This window comes from Sulfitobacter sp. (genome assembly GCF_036960155.1).
Taxonomy (GTDB): domain Bacteria; phylum Pseudomonadota; class Alphaproteobacteria; order Rhodobacterales; family Rhodobacteraceae; genus Sulfitobacter.
In genome coordinates, this window is sequence record NZ_JBALWB010000001.1 from 1,180,491 (window position 1) to 1,198,990 (window position 18,500).

Genomic DNA, 18,500 nt, shown 5'->3' on the forward strand with positions numbered 1-18,500 from the left:
AACTATCTACGCCCTTCACGCAACCACGCTGCGGTAATTAGTCCCCCGCTGAGCAGCAAGACCAGCCAACCGGGCAGGATGGGTGTTTGCCGCACATCCCGCGTTTCATAAGCCTCACGCGGTGTGAAGCCAATCCAACCGCGACCAGCGGCAGGACGGCCTGCGCGAACATTGCGAATGCGTGGCAAGCCATCTTCGATATCTTGAACACCGCCTCGCAATGCTTTGACTGCTGGCTGCAGGATTGTTGCATCGGCAATCGTTTCGACAAATTCGCGTGGGGCTGCAGGACCAAGGCCGATGACGCTGACTTGGTCACCGTTCTCTAGCCTATAAAGACCAATTTCAGAGCCAGTAAATGTAGCTCCAAACCGGCCGGGGGCTGAAGGTTCTAACAGCAATTCGGTTACTGTCCCATCAGGGCTGGTGATTGTCAGCGGGGGAACTTCCTCGCTTAAGCTGCGGCGTTCGATATACATGGTCTGGCCTTCGGCGTTGGCCGTCAGGGCCTCTTCTTCCAACTCAGGTTCACCCATCATCCAATGGGCCAGACGGCGCAAAAGTTCCAACTGAGGGCCGCCGCCCTCATAACCGCGACTCCAAAGCCATGCATGATCAGAAGCTAACAGTGCCACGCGGCCTTCCTCGACGCGATCAAGCACCAGCAGTGGGCGTTCATCGATCCCTGTCATCACGATGTCTCCAGAGGTGGCTGTGATGTCAATTTGGCGCAGCCAGCGGCCCCATTCTCCGTTCTGCGGCAGCTCGGATGTGACGGGATGGCGATTGCCCAGGTCAGATACAATCGGCAAATATGGTTCATCCAAAACGCGGGCGGTAGGACTCGCTGGTAAAACCTCGCCCAAAGGGGTTCGGTACAGGCTGTCTGCACTGGCAAAATCCGGCCCTGCCGAGACCAGAACAGCACCGCCATTGCGGACGTAGTTTGCGATATTATCAAGGTACAATGTAGGGAGGATGCCGCGTCGTTTGTAGCGGTCAAAAATGATCAGGTCAAAGTCATCGATCTTTTCCATAAACAACTCACGCGTTGGAAACGCGATGAGCGACAGTTCTGACACAGGGACGCCGTCTTGTTTTTCGGGTGGGCGTAGAATGGTAAAATGCACCAGATCAACCGAGCTGTCCGATTTCAACAGGTTGCGCCATGTGCGACCACCCGCATGGGGCTGACCGCTGACCAGCAACACGCGCAAGCGGTCGCGGACACCATTCATCTGGATCACCGCCGCATTGTTTCGGTCTGTCAGTTCTCCATCGGTTTTAGGCACTGAAAAGCGCAGCACGTTCCGCCCACCGTGTGGCAAGGTAACGGGCAGCTCAAGGTCTTCACCAATAGGCACACGAAAGCGTTGGGCCTCGTCGCTGTCGATTGAAATATCTAGATCGGCAAAGCCTTCGCTTGTGGGGGCCGCGCCCAGATCGTCAACGCGTAGCGTAAGAACAACAGGCTCACCGATGATTGCAAATGCGGGTGCGCCAATCACGCTGAGGCGACGGTCCCAATCGGTGTCTTTGCCACTTAGCAGCACGTGGAAGGGAGCAGGTAGATCGACTGGCAGATCAGCGTCATGCACACGACCATCGGTCAGTGCAATGATTCCGGCAACGCGCGCGCGAGGTTCCTCCGCCAATGCGTCAGATAGGGCAGTCATCAGTTCTGTACCAGCGTCGCCTTGCCCGTCAGGCACGGTGATACGGCGCAGCTCAGTGTTGGGACGCGCTTTGATCTGCGCAGAAATCCTGTTGGCTGCAGTGCTTGTTTGGTCTGCACGATCCGATAGACGTTGGCTGGCGCTTTCGTCTTCCAACATCAGAACAATATCGCTGAGCGGCGCGCGGTCTTCTTGTTGGAAAGAGGGACCGGACAACGCGGCCAAAACCACCAGGCCCGCCAATCCGCGCAAACCCCAACCACGCAAGCCACGTATCAGTGCCAGCAGTACGCCTAGCGCTGTTATCACGGCCACCATGACCAAGAGCGCCCAAGGGACAAGTGGATCAAATACGATGCTAGATGTCATTGGCCCAACCTGTCCAACAGAGCAGGCACGTGGACCTGATCAGATTTGTAGTTGCCAGTGAGCACATGCATCACCAAATTAACGCCAAAGCGGTAGGCGATTTCGCGTTGGCGCTCTCCGCTATAGCCGCGGCCGACCGGTAACATAGGTCCGCCGCCGGAATTGACGGCCCATGCCGCCGCCCAATCGTTGCCGCCAATGACAACAGGCGTGACGCCGTCATTCAGATTGCGAAATGGCATCCCGTCGATCTGTTCAGCGTTAGGATCAGCGGCCTCTACCCAGACATCGCGGCCCGCGTGGCGACCTGGAAAGTCTTGTAATAGATAGAAGGTGCGGGTGATGACATGATCACTTGGAAGCGGCTCTAACGCAGGGATATCAAGGGGGGCTGCCAGTTCTTGTAGTTTGCGCCCATTCGGGCTTGATGCGCCGAAACTTGCGGTATTTGCATCGCGTGTATCAAACAGGATCATTCCGCCAGAACGCAGATAGCTATTCAATTTGGCGTAGGCTTCCTTTGAGGGCGTCGGTTGTCTAGGTGTGATGGGCCAATACAGTATTGGAAAGAATGCCAGCTCGTTAGTCTCTATATTTACGCTAAGTGGATTTGCAGGCTCAACGGAGGTGCGGAAAAACAGGGTGTCGCTGAGGCCCCTAAGGCCCGCCAGCGCGATCTCGTCAACTTTGGAGTCTCCGGTGATAATGTGACCCAGAACCAGTTCGGAAGTTGCTGCCAATGCAAATTCTTCATCAGCTGTTTGCGCATCCGCTGGAAGCCCAAACAACAGCAATGCGCCCAAGGCAGCAGCCGTTGCATTGCTGCGATTCAGTAGACGGCCCGACAAAGCAAGGGACACAACCACGTCGGCAAGCAGCAGCAATATTGCGAGACTCAACAGCCAGCCCGCTACAGGCTGCTCTGGTGCAACAGCGAGGCCGCGCACAGGCACATCGATAGGCCAAGTGCTGCGTGTGAGCGTTGCGCCGGCTGTCAGTACGTTACGGGCAAGAGTACGCTCTCCCGAGGTATAAAGACCGGGTGGAAGCATTGGGCCAGTGGGTGCTTCAACAAGCATAGGCCCGTCTACACCCGGCAAAGCACCGGCATCCGAAAGCGCGCCAAACCCATTCAACACGCGGCGCGGTATCCATGTTGTTCCCTCAAGTGCGGCAGTGGTTGTGCTGGCCGCTGAAGACGACACTGCAAGACGTTCCAGCATTTCGACAAACAGACCTGACAGCGGCAGGGTGGACCATTCTGCTGTTGCTGTAACGTGAAACAAAATGATTTGCCCTTGGCCAACGTTTTTCCGCGTGACCAGCGGCGTGCCATCGCTGAGGGATGCGATCACCCGTTCAGCCAGCGTGGGATCAGGTTGTGCCATAACTTGGGCGCTTACGGTGACATCACTGGGTACATTCAGCCCATAGAACGGGGATCCAACAGCAAAGGCCGAAAGCGTCTTTGGCTCTCCCCAGCTCATTGCGCCTCCGACACTGCGACCACCTGCACGTAAACGTACTGGCATTAGGGGATCTTCGTCGATGCGAGATATATCACTGGCTGCAACGCGTGGTCCGGCAAAGCGGACCAGCGATCCACCACTCTCAATCCACTTGTTTAGGGGCGAGATATCAGCCTCAGGGAGGGTCGCCACGTCAGCCAGCACAATTACGTCGGGATTGGCGGGCAGCACATCCGCCAGCGAGCCATCAATCAGATCGGCGGTCGGTTCTAGTGCTTGTTCAATGTAGTGGAACGGCGATAACAGCTCTAGTCCTTCCCGATTTTCACGGGCCGAGATCAGCGCAACCTCGCGGCGGCGCAAACCGTCATCGCTTAAGGTGCTGGATCCAGCTGAACGTTGTCCTGCGATATCAAATCGCGTGATGCGGGCGCGTAATTCTGATGGAAGAACCAAGGCTGTTTGAGCTTCGGTTGCGCCATCCTCAAACGTTGCGGTGGCTGAGGCAAGGATGCGGCCATTCCCAGCAGGATCGCGCCCCTGTGCTTGAATAATCACATCACGTTCGGGGCCCGCAGCGGCCCGAAGGACACGTAACTGAACCGCGCCGTCCTCATAGGTTGCAGGCAGGATGCCCACCACATTAAGCGCGGTTTGATAGGCCTCGACTGTACCGTGTTGTTGAAGAGTATTTAGCAACGCGTCGCGGCCTTCATACGCAAGTGTATCACTGAACCAAACTGTGTCGAAATCACCCACTGGCGCAATTGCAGAAATAGCACTTTCGAGCATATCTTTGCTGGGTTGCCATGGTGCAGGGGAAAGCCCCGCGAGCCTGCTGCGCCAAGCATCTGCCGATTGAAATACAGGCGTTTTAGGCCTTGTTAGAGTCAAAAAACCGACTGTTCGGCCAAGGCGACTGGCGCGGGTTAGTTGTGCTTGGATGGCTTCTTGTTGTTGTGGCCAACGGGTTGCACCAGCCCAAGAACCATCAAGCACAAATAGGATAGGCCCATCGCCATTTACCTGTTCTTGTTCAGGATTCAGGACCGGGCCAGAAAGCCCTATAATAATTGCTGCGACCACCAACATGCGCAACAACAATAACCACCAAGGGGTGCGGTCAGATACAGTTTCATCATCCTTTAAACCCAACAAAAGCGCCACACCGGGAAAGCGTCGTTTGACTGGTGCAGGGGGAACAGCCCGCAAGAGCAGCCATAAAATAGGCAACGCGGCCAAGGCCAGCAAAAGCCACGGCGCAGTAAAGCCGATTGGCCCCAAAACAATCATGCTGCCACCGCCCGCGCGTCCAAAGCACCATAAAGCCAAAGTAGCCCGGCTTGGGCTGTGCTGTTTGTATGGTGTAGGCCGTATTGCCAGCCAGTGAGGGCGCAAAGTGATTGCAGCTCAGCTTTGCGTTCGGCAAGTCGTTCTAGGTAGCGCTCTTTGAGGTCATTTGCTTTGAGCGTTTCGTGGCTGAGCGTTCCGCCCATGCTTTGAAAAATTGTGCGCCCTGTGAAAGGGAATGCTTCCTCGGAAGGATCAAGAACATGACATAGAGCTCCCCGCACCCCTCGATCTGCAGCCTTGGTCAGGGCGGTCCGGACACCATCGATATCCCCCATAAAATCAGAGATGAATACGGCGCGGGCATGAGGAATCATCGCACGGTGTTCTGGGGGAGCATAATCAGCGTCGTCATCTTTGCAAAACATGGCTGCAAGAGACAGGATTTGGGGTCGTCCAGCGCGTGGCGGTAATGCGGTCCCTGTTAGGCCAACGCGTTCTCCACCACGGTTGAGCAGTATCGCCAGGGCAAGCGCAAGCACCCTTGCACGGTCAATTTTTTGCGGCACTGCATCAGATGATGTGAAGCGCATGGACGCACTTTGATCGACCCATAACATCACTGATTGTGCGATTTGCCATTCACGTTCGCGGACGAACTCTGTGTCGCCCATGCCAGAGCGGCGGTGATCAATTGCGCGACGACTGTCGCCAATTTGCGCGGGGCGGTACTGCCAGAAATCATCCCCTGAACCTGCGCGGCGTCGACCATGGGCACCTAAAAGGACGGCACCCGCCAAATGCTCGGCGCGCGCCAAAAGGGCTGGCAACGCGGCGGCTTCGGTCTCGGACTTTGCGCGCAGGGAAAGGGGATCACTCACGCGACTGCGGCCTTTGGCGCGGCAAGCGCGGCGGCGGTTTCGTCGATTAATGCGGTCAGGCTATCACCACGCGCCCTTGCTGCAAAGTTCAACGCCATACGGTGGGTCAGAACGGGCCGCGCCATGTCTATGACGTCCTCGGCTGAGGGGACCAAACGGCCCTGCAGCAGAGCACGCGCACGTACGGCCAACATCAATGCCTGCGCAGCACGCGGGCCGGGGCCCCATGCCACGGTTTCTTTCACCCGTGCGCTCACGCCATCTTCGTCAGGGCGGAAGGCGCGCACTAAATCAAGGATCATTTCAACAACCGAGTCGCCTACAGGCATGCGGCGCAACAAGTTCTGAGCATTCAGCAATTCGGCCGCAGTGAAAACCTCAACAGCCTCAGCTTCTGTTTCGCCGGTTGTGGCAATCAGGATATCGCGCTCGGTTGCGCGGTCAGGATAGTCGATGTCAATTTGCACTAAGAAGCGGTCAAGCTGGGCCTCGGGCAGCGGATAGGTGCCTTCCTGCTCAATTGGGTTCTGAGTGGCCAGCACGTGGAAGGGCGCGCCCAAAGACCGATTTTGACCAGCAACCGTGACGGTCTTTTCCTGCATGGCCTGCAACAAGGCGGACTGAGTACGAGGGGATGCGCGGTTGATTTCATCTGCCATCAAGAGCTGACAGAAAACCGGCCCTTCGATAAACCGGAAACTGCGGGTGCCATTGTCGTCTGTGTCCAGCACTTCGGAGCCCAAAATATCAGCGGGCATCAGATCGGGCGTGAACTGTACGCGCTTGCCGTCCATACCCATCACAGTGCTTAGTGTTTCAACAAGACGTGTCTTGCCTAATCCGGGCAACCCAACAAGCAATCCATGCCCACCACACAGTAATGCTGTGAGTGTCAGTTCGACAACGCGCTCTTGTCCGATAAAGCGCGCCGTGATGGATTTGCGCGCTTCGCCCAGCTTTTCGCCCAAGGCTTCAATCTGTTCGACCATGTCTTCGGTCGCTTTTGTATCTGCTTGGGTCATGACTTCTCCGCTGTGCAGGTTATATCGTTATGATGTAAGTGTATCTCGTTATGATGGAATGGCAAAAGCAATGAGTGGACAAAAAACCGTGACACCCTCGGCAACTAGCCTTGCTGAGGCGGTTAAAGCGACAAAATCACGCGGATTGCCGCCTGTTGAGCAATGGAACCCTCCATTTTGCGGCGACATTGATATGGAAATTCAGCGTGATGGCACGTGGTTTTATGAAGGAACGCCAATTGGGCGGCCCGGAATGGTAAAATTATTCGCATCGATTCTCATTCGGGAAGATGAAAACTACTTCCTTGTGACGCCTGTCGAAAAGGTTGGGATTCGTGTGCAAGACGCGCCTTTTGTTGCCGTTGACTTTGAAACGTCGGGTGCGGGAACCACACAACGCCTGACTTTCACCACCAATCTGGATGATGTCACTGTCGCAGGTCCTGATGCGCCATTGCGGTTTGTACGCGATGCCAACACAGGTGAACCATCGCCATATGTTAGTGTGCGCCGCAACCTTGAGGCCTTGATTGATCGCAAAAGCTTTTACCGTCTGGTAGATATTGGGGTGCATTATGACGGTTGGTTTGGCGTGTGGTCGGATGGGGAGTTCTTCAGAATCATCCCGTCCGTGGAATTGCCGCAAGAAGGATAACTGCGCGAATGAAGCCAGCCGCAAATCTGAGCCATCTCTGGCCCGAACTCCCCTATCTTGATCGTTTTGATGCAGCTGCGATGGCTGGGTTCAAAGGGGTCGAGGTTTTGTTTCCTTATGACGTTGCCGCAAAAGACACCCAGCGGGCGTTGCTGCGGGGTGGGCTGCAAATGGTTCTGATCAATGCGCCGCCGCCAAATTATACAGGCGGAGCGCGAGGCTTTGCTGCAGCCATCGGCGGGGAAGGCCGATTTGCCTACGACATGCGGCGTGCAACCCGTTATGCGCAGGAACTGAAAGTGCCCATGCTGCATGTAATGTCTGGTGTCGGAGAAGGATCTGATGCCAAAGCTACAATGATTGGGAACCTGAAATCGGCCACTTCCGAAATCCCTAAGGGTCTTACCCTCATGTTAGAGCCGTTATGCCCCGATGCGCAGCCCGGATACTATTTGAATAATTATGCATTGGCCGCTGAAATCATTGATGCAGTTGGCTCGCCGAACGTAAAACTGCAATTTGACAGTTACCACGCGCAAATGATCCATGGTGATGCGGTTGCTATTTTTACGACATACAAGGACCTGATTGGGCATGTTCAGATAGGCGATACACCCAACCGCGGAGCACCTGGGAGCGGAGATGTGGCTTTTGCAGAACTGTTTGCAGCGCTAAAAGCCGCAGGATATGAAGGGTGGATCAGCGGTGAATACACGCCAAATGCACCAACTGAGACCACACTAGATTGGATGAAAATGCTATGATTCCCAGCCGTTTTGCACCTGTGTTATTTGGTTTTTTTTGTCGGGCTTAATGTCCTGTATCGTCTCAGGGATCGCAACATCTCGTGCTGTGGGCGAGGGGGATGTATTTTTCGATGCGTGGATGACCTCATGGATGTTTAGCTGGGCCGCTGCGTTTCCCACGGTGCTGATCGCTGCACCATTGGTCCGCCGAATTGTCGCTCGCCTCACGGCAGCACCATGATAACGGCGATCTTTGTCAGGCTCGCAAGATAAGAGGCGGGTCGTCTAGCTGCCACTGAGGGTACTTATGCATTATCGCGTGAAAATCTTCAGAACTCAGGAACATCTCCAACCATCTGTGCAGATTTGGCCATGGCTGAGCGTCAAACCATTGCTTGTCTATAAACGCAAACTGACGAACGAAAGGCAGGATTGCGAAATCGGCAAGCGAGGGTTGCTCAAACAACCATGGATTTAGCGCCTGATCAAGATCATCGAGAAACGCACAAGCAGTTGTGCGGTGTTCTTCAGCATCCTGATCTGGATAGCGGCTGGCGTATTTTGTACGATCCAAAGCATGTTTGAATGGCCCATCTGCGCGTGCAATCCAACCCTTGCAAGCAGCGGGCATATTAAGCCAACCCCTTGGGTCATTCTGCTTTAACGCCCAAAACATGATGTCTAGGCTTTCATCAATAATTGTTTCACGTTGAACAAGGCAGGGTACAGTAGCCGACGCCGAAACAGCAAGAAATGCTGGGGGTTTATCGCGCAGGACAATTTCGCGCAATTCTACCTGAACGCCAGATACCATCACGGCTAGGCGGGCGCGCATCGCATAAGGGCACCGGCGAAAGGAGTATAGGATCGGCTCCTTGCTGGTGCGCAACTCCATTAGTGCGCTTGTGCCCAGTTGCTGCCAGTGCCTGCATCCACGGTGAGTTTCACATCTAACTTCACAACAGGATCAGACGCGTTTTCCATGATATCGCGCGCGACTTTGATCAGCTCATCTTCTGCGCCCTTATCTACTTCGAACAGGAGTTCGTCATGTACCTGAAGCAGCATTTTGGCAGGTAGATCGGCGATAGCGTCTGGCATCTGGATCATGGCGCGGCGGATTACGTCGGCAGCGGTGCCTTGGATCGGAGCGTTGATCGCGGCACGTGCAGCAAATCCTGAACGCGGACCTTTGGCCGCAATTTCAGGGGTGTTTATTTTTCGACCAAACAGCGTTTGAACATAGCCATGCTCCTTTGCGAATGCCTTGGTGTCATCCATATAGGTGCGAATGCCGGGGAAGCGCTCAAAATAGCGATCAATAAATCCCTGCGCTTGGGCGCGCGGGATACGCAGGTTACGGGCAAGGCCAAATCCTGAGATGCCATAGATAACACCAAAGTTAATCGCCTTGGCTTGGCGGCGGATATCGGGCGTCATTTCGTCCATAGGGACATCGAACATTTCAGAGGCGGTCATCGCGTGGATGTCCTGTCCTTCTTCAAAGGCCTGCTTTAGCGCAGGCAGATCAGCGATATGGGCCAACAAGCGCAATTCGATCTGGCTGTAATCCAGCGCAACCAATGTCTTGCCTTCTTCAGCGATAAACGCCTCGCGAATGCGGCGGCCTTCTTCTGAACGGATTGGGATATTTTGCAGGTTGGGGTCAGTAGACGACAGGCGGCCTGTCGAGGCGCCAGTGATGGAATAGGACGTGTGTACGCGGCCCGTATCGGCGTTGATGTGCGTTTGGAGCGCGTCTGTATAGGTTGATTTCAGCTTGGACAGTTGCCGCCAATCCAGCACGCGCGCGGGCAATTCATGTTCGGTTGCAAGGTCTTCGAGCACATCGACACCCGTTGCATAAGCGCCTGTCTTGCCCTTTTTGCCGCCCTCTAGTGCCATTTCGTCAAATAGAATTTCGCCCAACTGTTTGGGGGAACCCACATTGAAGGGACGACCAGCAAGCTCATGAATTTCAGCTTCAAGGCCCGCCATTTTTTGGGCAAATGCGTTGGACATACGGCTCAGCGTATCGCGGTCTACTTTGACGCCATGACGCTCCATCTGCATGAGCACTGGCACCAAGGGACGTTCCAAGGTTTCATAAACGCGGGTGGTCTGCGCACGGTGCAGGGCGGGTTTGAAGTGCTGCCATAGGCGCAAAGTGATGTCGGCATCTTCGGCCGCATAAGGCACGGCCTCATCCAGTGGAACCTTGTCAAAGGTGATCGCAGATTTGCCAGACCCCAGCAGTGGTTTGATCGGGATCGGTGTGTGGTTGAGGTAGCGTTCAGACAGCGTATCCATGCCGTGACCGTGCAGGCCCGCGTTCATGGCGTAGCTCATCAGCATGGTGTCATCAAACGGGGTCACGGCGATGTTGAGTTGTGCAAAAATCTTTGCGTCGTATTTCATGTTTTGCCCGATTTTGAGGATCGAAGGATCTGCAAGCATCGGTGTCAGCATTTGCAATGCTTCCTCGAACGGCATCTGCCCTTCGGCCAAATCATCTGACCCAAACAGGTCATCGCCGCGATTGGCTTTGTGGATCAAGGGAATATAGCAAGCCTCGCCCGCTTGGACGCACAGGCTAATTCCAACTAGATCAGCCGTCATGTCATTCAGGCCGGTTGTCTCGGTATCGACCGCAACATAGCCGCGCGCATAAATCTTATCGATCCACGTTTGAAGGGTCTCTTTGTCGCCGACCATCGTGTAGGTGGCTTTGTCGAAAGGCACGGTTTCGATCTCAGGCGCACCCGCGCTGGGCGCAGGTTCTGGAATGACAGGGGCCTCGACCTTGAGAGCATCCGCAATGCGTTTTGTGAGCGTGCGGAACTCCATCTGGGTCAGGAAGGTCATCAGTTTTTCTGGATCAGGGTCGCGGACCTCAAGATCATCAAGTGTGAAGTCGAGCGGCGTTTTGTCGTCAAGCAGCACCAAACGGCGAGAGAGGCGAATTTGATCTACGTTATCGATCAGTGTCTGGCGACGCTTGGGTTGCTTGATCTCGCCTGCGCGCTCCAACAGCGTGTCCAGATCGCCGTATTCGTTGATCAATAGTGCGGCTGTTTTGATCCCGATCCCGGGCGCGCCGGGTACGTTATCAACCGAATCTCCAGCGAGTGCCTGAACATCAACAACGCGCTCTGGATAGACGCCAAATTTTGCGTGAACACCTTCACGGTCAATCAGGTTGTTCTTCATCGCGTCAAACATCTCGACACCACCGCCGACCAGCTGCATCAAATCCTTGTCCGAACTGATGATGGTACAACGCCCGCCCGCTTCGCGCGCCTGAACGGAAAGCGTGGCGATGATGTCATCCGCCTCATAACCTTCCTTTTCTTCGCAGGCGATGTTGAAAGCTATGGTTGCTTCGCGCGTTAGCGGCATCTGCGGACGCAGGTCTTCGGGCATGGCCTCACGGTTGGCTTTGTACAGGTCATACATGTCATTTCGGAACGTATGGCTGCCCTTGTCAAAAATCACGGCAACGTGGGTAGGGGCATCAGTGCCGGTGTTACCCTCGATATAACGCTGGAGCATGTTGCAAAAACCAGCAACCGCGCCGATGGGCATACCATCTGATTTCCGCGTCAGCGGAGGCAGCGCGTGATAGGCGCGAAAAATAAAGGCAGAGCCGTCGATCAGATGAAGGTGGTGACCTTTGCCAAATGCCATGTGCCTGCGCTCCTTATATGCGGTGATGTTTCTTTTGCCATGAGCGGACAGAACCTTCCAGCAGTTTGGTAGTATCAATCGGAATGGTGCAAACGATGTGATAGGGTCACCGACAGGGGTAGGGGTGTCCAAATGCCAAAACGCACTCCAGACTGCCGTAGTATCTGACCAATCCAAACATTGCAGGTTTGCAGTATGTTGAACGTGCCTTTGGCCGGAAAGAAAGCGTCAGTGGCCGTATGCCCGCTATGTGGTAATGCCATTGTATCTGCAAAGCTGTCTGCAAGAGCCTGCAAAAAGCGTTGATATTCCAAGTCGGTGAGCAAAATGCGTGGCAGACTGTGGTTTTCAGGAAGATGTCCGGTCACATCGACCCGCATCACGCTTGTATCGCCGAACACCCCACGCCAAATTGCGTTGCCTGATATATCGCTATAGTTGCCTACAGTTGTATAGAACGTTTGCGGGCCCCAACCGATGATTAACGTTTGAGCATTTACAGCATCTAACGCTGGATAGTTGAGTGCACCCAATGCTGTCCGCACCTCATCATCCAGCGGCAAGGCGAAATCCTAGTGGATGGGGCCATTGATCAGATAAACAGCATGGGATCGTACAAATTGATCTGGGATGCCGCTCGATTGCATAACGCCTCCGGCGATCGCCAGAATGAGGTATACAATTGGTGGCAGTCCCAGTGATGGAAGTAGGTGCTTCAGACTTTACCTTCAAAGTCTTTGTGAATGAATTTGCAATCGCAATATCCACACTCAACCCAGCCTTTTTCGGCAGGGATTTGCAGCCAAACGCGCGGATGGCCCAATGCGCCTTCGCTGCCGTCGCAGGCAACTCTGTTTGTGTCGACGATGCGGATTTCGGGAGCGTTCGCTGTCATGTCAGGCCCTTTGAGTGTGGGAGTTTAGTTTGTGCTGTTATGGCTAATGCTTGGCGTGCGGGCAAGAGGTGCAGGCCAAGATGGGGTTCTGCGGCGCTCAGTAAGAAATAATCACCCAAATGGGGTATCAGGTGGCCGTTATTGTTCTGATTAACCAGAATCTCGTAACTTATTAACCATTTGGGCGAATTTTTGTTTGCGAGAAAGCGCGCCGGAGGGGCATCAAAGTTGCATAGAGAAAAATGTTTAGAACGATGTGAATTATATTCTGTCTCCCTTTATGCCCCGAGGTGGAGGTGCTGTAGATTTAGCAAGGACGCCAAGGCGTAACAGCCGGAGGCACCCAGTGGACCTTATTTTGGTAGCTGTTCCATGCGAGATTTCAGGTCTTCCGCTGGTTCGACCTGCAGCCTTGGGGGCCTATTACACGGATAATTCCACCTAACAGCAGCTGATATACATAAAGAGGTTCCCGTCTTGCGATGCTGTGGGTAAAAGGCCCTAACGCTAATTCTGTGTCGGAGCCTGCAATTTATGTCGTCCCTCAAACCTGTTGTTTTATGTATCCTCGATGGTTGGGGCGTCGGAGAGACGCAGAAAGGCAATGCGCCGCTACTCGCTGCAACGCCCAATATGGACAGGTTGATGGAAAATTATCCGTCTGCCACCCTGACTACATTTGGTCCAGACGTCGGGCTGCCGCGTGGGCAAATGGGTAATTCCGAAGTTGGGCACACCAATATTGGTGCGGGGCGTGTGGTTGCCATGGACTTGGGTCAAATCGATCTGGCCATCGAAGAGGGTAGCTTTGCTAGGCATGCGCCAATGCAAGATTTCATCAAAACGCTGAAACAGACAGGCGGTACCGCGCATCTAATGGGGCTGGTGTCGCAGGGCGGGGTGCACGGGCATATCTCACACATGATCGCAGCGGTGCGTGCGCTGGACGATGCAGGTATTCCCGTGGTTATCCATGCGCTCACGGATGGGCGTGATGTCGCACCACAATCCGCGCTTAAAGATCTGGCGCATTTGCTCGATGAATTGCCCAAAGGTGTTCGGGTCGTGACACTGACAGGTCGTTACTACGCGTTGGATCGCGACAATCGTTGGGAACGGGTACAGCAAGCTTATGCGGCAATCGCGACCGGAGCAGGCGCATCTGTAGAAAACGCCGCTGCAGCAGTACAGGCATCCTATGATGCTGGTGCCACAGATGAGTTTATCAAGCCCTGCGTGATCGGCGAGTATGTAGGCGCGCAAGATGGCGATGGTTTTTTCTGCCTCAACTTTCGTGCAGACCGTGCGCGGGAAATTATGGAAGCATTGGCCGCACCGGAATTTGATGCGTTCGATCGGGGCGCGCGCGTTGATTGGTCTGCAGTGATGGGGATGGCGGCGTATTCATCTGCTCACACCGCGTATATGAGCACGATGTATCCAAAACCGGAGATCGTGAACACGCTGGGCGCGTGGGTCGCGGCCAAGGGCCTGCGCCAATTCCGTTTGGCTGAAACCGAAAAGTATCCGCACGTCACGTTCTTTTTGAACGGTGGCGCAGAGGAACCTGAGGTGGGCGAAGACAGGTTTATGCCGCTGTCCCCAAAGGTTGCGACGTATGATTTACAACCTGAGATGTCTAGCGGACAGGTCACTGAGCAATTCGTGAAAGCCATTGAAGAACAGTATGACCTGATCGTTGTGAACTATGCCAACCCTGATATGGTTGGCCATACAGGTGATCTGGATGCTGCGATTGTCGCCTGTGAGGCCGTTGATAGGGGGCTGGGCCGCGCGTTAGACGCGCTGGAAAAAGTTGGCGGTGCGATGATCGTCACGGCTGATCATGGTAACTGCGAAATGATGTTCGACCCTGAAACAGGCGGCCCTCACACGGCGCATACACTAAACCCCGTGCCGGTTGTTGTCGTGGGTGGACCAAAAGATGCAGGCCTACGCACCGGGCGTTTGGCTGATCTTGCGCCAACTGTGTTGGCATTGATGGGATTGGATCAACCGGCAGAGATGACGGGCGAGAGCTTGCTCACATGATTCTGCGTGCCACTCTTCTTGCATTTGCCCTTGCAACACCCGCTGCAGCACAAAGCGATGCTGCAGCGCAGGCACGCGCGGCTGTTGGGATGTTAGAAGACGCGGCACTGCAACTGAATGCTGCTGATGGTGCACGAGACAGGGTGCGCGCTCTGACCGGAACGATCCAGGCTTTTGAAACCGGACTTGCCGCGATGCGCACAGGGCTTAGACAGGCGGCAATACGCGAGGCACAATTGAGTGCACGTTTAGAAGCACGTGACGAAGAAGTTGGTCAGCTGCTGGCAGTGTTGCAAAGCATTGGACAAACCAATCCAACTGTCCTGTTGCACCCTGACGGACCAACCGGAACTGCGCGCGCAGGATTGCTGTTGGCCGAACTTACGCCTGCGCTAAATCAACGCGCTGACCAACTGCGCCGTGATTTGGAGGATGTGCAAACATTGCGTACCTTGCAAACCGATGCCGAGGAACGCCTGCGCGCCAGCCTGACTGCCGTTCAAGAAGCGCGCGCGGCCCTGAACCAAGCCATGGCAGAGCGCACCAATCTACCAATGCGGTTTACCGAAGATCCGGTTTCTACCGCGATCCTGATCGCTTCAACCGAAACCCTTGATGGTTTCGCCTCTGGTCTGTCGCAAATTGTTACAGGCGAGAATATCAATATTGAAACTCCCGTGAACATCGAGGGGCAAATTGGTGCACTGCCGCTCCCTGTTCAAAGCCTTGTGCTGCGTGGCATGAACGAAGCAGATGCTGCAGGTATCAAACGCCCTGGATTGCTGTTGGCGACAAGGCCGCGTGCAATTGTTACGTCTCCCACGGCTGCAACGATCCGCTATCAGGGTCCGCTGCTTAACTTCGGAAACGTTATGATTCTCGAACCCCGCGCAGATACATTGTTTGTGTTGGCTGGTCTTGAAACCGTTTATGGTGAAATTGGGCAGGTAATTGCCGCTGGCGCGCCTATTGGGTTGATGGGTGGTGCCGAGACAGGCGGGGAATTGTCAACAGATGGTGATGGCACTGGTACTGCGCGCTCAGAAACGCTCTATATAGAAGTCAGACAAGATAATGTTCCCCAAGATCCCGCATCTTGGTTCAGAACCGACAGGAATGGATAGTTAAATGAAGAAGTTTTTGATGGCTGCCGCAGGTGGCACGGTTGCTGGCGTTATCGCCACAACACAGATCGCGGCACCTTTGCTGGCACAAGAGGCGGCCAAAACCGAGAACGTCTATGAGCAGCTAGACCTTTTCGGTGATATCTTTGAACGGATCCGCGCCCAATATGTTGAAGAGGTCGACTCGTCCGAGCTGATCGAGGCAGCGATTGATGGCATGCTGACATCGCTTGATCCCCATTCCAGCTATCTGTCACCAAAAGACGCCCTAAAAATGCGGGAACAGACGCGCGGCGAATTTGGCGGCCTTGGCATCGAAGTCACGCAAGAAGAGGGCTTTGTCAAAGTTGTCTCGCCCATCGATGGCACCCCAGCAGATGAGGCAGGTATCGAAGCGGGCGATTTTATCACCCACGTTGACGGCGAAAGCCTGCTGGGGCTGGTGCTGGATGAAGCAGTCGATTTGATGCGGGGGCCTGTGGGGTCTGACATCGTAATCACTATTGTGCGGGAAGGTGAATCTGAACCGTTTGACGTGTCCATCACGCGGGACACAATTGAATTAACGGTTGTTCGGTCGCGCACGGAAGGTGACAGCGTTGTTCTGCGCCTCAGTACGTTCAATGAACATACCTATCCCAAATTGGCAGAACAGCTGGCCGAAAAAGTTAAAACTGCCGGCGGCATGGATGCGATCAATGGTTTTGTCATTGATTTGCGTAACAACCCCGGTGGCTTGCTTAATCAAGCGATCAAAGTCTCAGATGCTTTCTTGAATGAAGGTGAAATCGTCAGTACGCGCGGTCGTGAAGCTGCCGACGGAGACCGGTTCAACGCAAGCTTGGGCGATTTGGCTGAAGGTAAACCAATTGTGGTCCTGATCAACGGTGGCTCTGCCTCGGCATCCGAGATCGTCGCAGGCGCGTTGCAAGACCATCGCCGCGCGATTGTCATCGGCACCAAAAGCTTTGGTAAAGGGTCTGTTCAGACGGTGATGCAGCTGCGCAATGAAGGCGGGATGCGCCTGACAACAGCGCGCTATTACACGCCGTCAGGTCGTTCGATCCAAGCATTGGGTGTTTCACCAGACATCATTGTAGCGCAGCCACGACGCAGTGCAGAAACCGAAGAAGATGAAAATGTACCAGCGCGCCGCTCGCGTTCTGAGGCAGACCTGCGTGGTAGCCTCAATAACGACAGCCTGACCGAAGACGAGATCAACCAGATCAAAGCTGATCGTGAAAAGGCTGAAGAAGCCGCAGAGCTACGGGAAGAAGATTACCAGCTGGCCTATGCCATCGATATCCTCAAAGGGTTGTCCGCGCTGGGTTCCAAGTAACAGTCAGATATCTTTTGATTGATTGAAGCAAAGGCCGCTCTGTTACAGGGCGGCCTTTTACGTTTGGTCAGACTAGCTTGTTTCCAAACAATGGCGCCGGAACGCACATTTCAGCATATCAAGTTCGGCACGCAGCAAATCGACCTCAACACGCAGATCATCGCCAAGTGCTTCTCCGGCCATCAAAGTGATTGCGCCCAACTGTTCGTCTGTATCGGAATCGGCAATGAGCAGAGTTTGTAAACCATCGGTGATTGCCTCAGGCGGGATCGGAATCCGTACGCTATGGCCCGCTCCGGCTTCCAATGCCGCGATGGCGACATCTTGCACATGTGTGCCCTGATGCGTGACATCTAGTTTGGGCAGCGCTCCGCCTTCGGATGCGCCAGTTAGGATGCCTTCCCAGACACCTTGGCGCATTTGGGTTTTGGTCAGCACAAGGTTGGTCATCACATCCTCCGTCACCCGAATAGGGTGGTAAAACTGGTAATTAGATTTGTGCGCGTGGGCGACGTGAGAACGTCAGATCGCGCAGTACAACTTGGTTCATTTCTGGCCCCTCAAAAATCAGATCAACCCAAGCGGCTTCAACGCGGCGTTCGTTCAGATTTGAGTAGGCCAGATCGAATTCGACATCAATTTGATCTTTGCTCAGGTCCAGTTCGCGAACAATTTGTTCGGTGTTGGGCCCGTTTTTGATGTTTAGGCGGGCGAAAATTTCAATCGGTTTCTCAAGCTCAACGATGACATCCATCCGTAGTAAATGCGTGCGCTTGAGACCATCAACAGCTTCTTCTGGTAGATCTACAACTAAGGACAAGAAGGAACCGTCAAATCGGAAAACATCCATCCTAAGACCGTAGGGGGCCAAATCCTCTTCGCGCAGATTGCGCAGCTGGCGCAGGGTCAGCTCAGAGAACTCGCAATCATGAAACAGGGTGACTTCATTACCCAACATTGAGCGCGTCTTGACCGCCGAAAGGCCGGGATGAGGTAAAGGGCCGCGCCAAAGTTCGGGTCGCCATGCCCAGTCGGCGTTATGGGGCTTGGGAAAGCTGGTGGACCCCTCAAGCGGTAAAGACAGGCGTTCGTCGGCAATGTGGATCAAAGCGTCTAGATGTGCCTTTAGCTGCCGCGCGCGCAACCGTTGGGCGCGCAACGAAACAAGATCGGCTGATCGTGCCAAGCGTGCATTGCGTGCCCACTTTGCGATCGTCCGGCCGTAAAATGCCGCGTCAAATAGATTTCCGCCAATTTTGGCCATTGGTCCTGCCCTGCTGCTCACTGCATCTTTT

General features: G+C 54.5%; 16 protein-coding genes. 6 read left to right on the plus strand and 10 right to left on the minus strand.

The genetic code is table 11. From position 1 onward, the window contains the following. Positions 1 to 2: 2 nt before the first annotated feature. The 4 genes from V7775_RS05910 to V7775_RS05925 are packed head-to-tail and all read right to left on the minus strand — an operon-like array spanning position 3 to position 6,707. Complete coding sequence (locus V7775_RS05910) at positions 3 to 2,045, minus strand: hypothetical protein (protein WP_335750927.1); 2,043 nt, start codon at positions 2,043 to 2,045, stop codon at positions 3 to 5. Next, positions 2,042 to 4,807, minus strand: a complete 2,766-nt coding sequence (locus V7775_RS05915; protein WP_335750928.1) for a DUF4159 domain-containing protein — start codon at positions 4,805 to 4,807, stop codon at positions 2,042 to 2,044. The genes V7775_RS05910 and V7775_RS05915 overlap by 4 nt, the downstream gene beginning before the upstream one ends. Beyond that, positions 4,804 to 5,685 carry a DUF58 domain-containing protein gene (locus V7775_RS05920; protein WP_335750929.1) on the minus strand — a complete coding sequence of 294 codons (882 nt, stop codon included), beginning with the start codon at positions 5,683 to 5,685 and terminating at the stop codon, positions 4,804 to 4,806. The genes V7775_RS05915 and V7775_RS05920 overlap by 4 nt, the downstream gene beginning before the upstream one ends. Beyond that, complete coding sequence (locus tag V7775_RS05925) at positions 5,682 to 6,707, minus strand: AAA family ATPase (protein WP_335750930.1); 1,026 nt, start codon at positions 6,705 to 6,707, stop codon at positions 5,682 to 5,684. Before V7775_RS05925 ends, V7775_RS05920 begins: the two co-directional genes overlap by 4 nt. A gap of 70 nt (positions 6,708 to 6,777) precedes the next feature. Between V7775_RS05925 and V7775_RS05930 the strand changes: the two genes are divergently transcribed. Genes V7775_RS05930 through V7775_RS05940 form a run of 3 tightly spaced genes read left to right on the plus strand, consistent with a single transcriptional unit; the run spans position 6,778 to position 8,349 of the window. Further along, positions 6,778 to 7,362 carry a DUF1285 domain-containing protein gene (locus V7775_RS05930; protein WP_335750931.1) on the plus strand — a complete coding sequence of 195 codons (585 nt, stop codon included), beginning with the start codon at positions 6,778 to 6,780 and terminating at the stop codon, positions 7,360 to 7,362. 8 nt (positions 7,363 to 7,370) lie between these two features. Continuing rightward, complete coding sequence (locus V7775_RS05935) at positions 7,371 to 8,126, plus strand: hydroxypyruvate isomerase family protein (RefSeq protein ID WP_335750932.1); 756 nt, start codon at positions 7,371 to 7,373, stop codon at positions 8,124 to 8,126. A 49-nt stretch (positions 8,127 to 8,175) separates the two neighbouring features. Continuing rightward, complete coding sequence (locus V7775_RS05940) at positions 8,176 to 8,349, plus strand: DUF2798 domain-containing protein (protein ID WP_443070088.1); 174 nt, start codon at positions 8,176 to 8,178, stop codon at positions 8,347 to 8,349. A gap of 15 nt (positions 8,350 to 8,364) precedes the next feature. Here the strand turns inward: V7775_RS05940 and V7775_RS05945 are convergent, their stop codons facing one another. The 4 genes from V7775_RS05945 to V7775_RS05960 form a co-directional block, all read right to left on the minus strand. Beyond that, a complete protein-coding gene (locus V7775_RS05945; protein ID WP_335750933.1) occupies positions 8,365 to 9,003 on the minus strand; it encodes a glutathione S-transferase in 639 nt (212 codons plus the stop codon). Further along, on the minus strand, positions 9,003 to 11,795 hold the full coding sequence (polA, locus tag V7775_RS05950; protein ID WP_335750934.1) for a DNA polymerase I: 2,793 nt from the start codon (positions 11,793 to 11,795) through the stop codon (positions 9,003 to 9,005). Before polA ends, V7775_RS05945 begins: the two co-directional genes overlap by 1 nt. A gap of 74 nt (positions 11,796 to 11,869) precedes the next feature. Next, positions 11,870 to 12,358, minus strand: a complete 489-nt coding sequence (locus tag V7775_RS05955) for a DUF2459 domain-containing protein (RefSeq protein WP_335750935.1) — start codon at positions 12,356 to 12,358, stop codon at positions 11,870 to 11,872. A gap of 152 nt (positions 12,359 to 12,510) precedes the next feature. Beyond that, complete coding sequence (locus V7775_RS05960) at positions 12,511 to 12,690, minus strand: zinc-finger domain-containing protein (protein ID WP_335750936.1); 180 nt, start codon at positions 12,688 to 12,690, stop codon at positions 12,511 to 12,513. Positions 12,691 to 13,224: 534 nt separating this feature from the next. Between V7775_RS05960 and gpmI the strand changes: the two genes are divergently transcribed. Genes gpmI through V7775_RS05975 form a run of 3 tightly spaced genes read left to right on the plus strand, consistent with a single transcriptional unit; the run spans position 13,225 to position 17,205 of the window. Continuing rightward, a complete protein-coding gene (gene gpmI / locus V7775_RS05965; RefSeq protein ID WP_335750937.1) occupies positions 13,225 to 14,742 on the plus strand; it encodes a 2,3-bisphosphoglycerate-independent phosphoglycerate mutase in 1,518 nt (505 codons plus the stop codon). Further along, positions 14,739 to 15,866 (plus strand): murein hydrolase activator EnvC family protein, encoded by a 1,128-nt coding sequence (locus V7775_RS05970; RefSeq protein ID WP_335750938.1) that lies wholly within the window; start codon positions 14,739 to 14,741, stop codon positions 15,864 to 15,866. Before gpmI ends, V7775_RS05970 begins: the two co-directional genes overlap by 4 nt. A 4-nt stretch (positions 15,867 to 15,870) precedes the next feature. After that, on the plus strand, positions 15,871 to 17,205 hold the full coding sequence (locus V7775_RS05975; RefSeq protein ID WP_335750939.1) for a S41 family peptidase: 1,335 nt from the start codon (positions 15,871 to 15,873) through the stop codon (positions 17,203 to 17,205). Between the two features lie 72 nt (positions 17,206 to 17,277). Here V7775_RS05975 and V7775_RS05980 read toward each other — a convergent pair whose 3' ends face one another. After that, the gene (locus V7775_RS05980; RefSeq protein WP_335750940.1) at positions 17,278 to 17,655 is read right to left on the minus strand and encodes a hypothetical protein; all 378 of its coding nucleotides are present in this window, start codon (positions 17,653 to 17,655) and stop codon (positions 17,278 to 17,280) included. Between the two features lie 40 nt (positions 17,656 to 17,695). After that, positions 17,696 to 18,469 (minus strand): DUF6478 family protein, encoded by a 774-nt coding sequence (locus V7775_RS05985; protein WP_335750941.1) that lies wholly within the window; start codon positions 18,467 to 18,469, stop codon positions 17,696 to 17,698. Between the last annotated feature and the right edge of the window lie 31 nt (positions 18,470 to 18,500).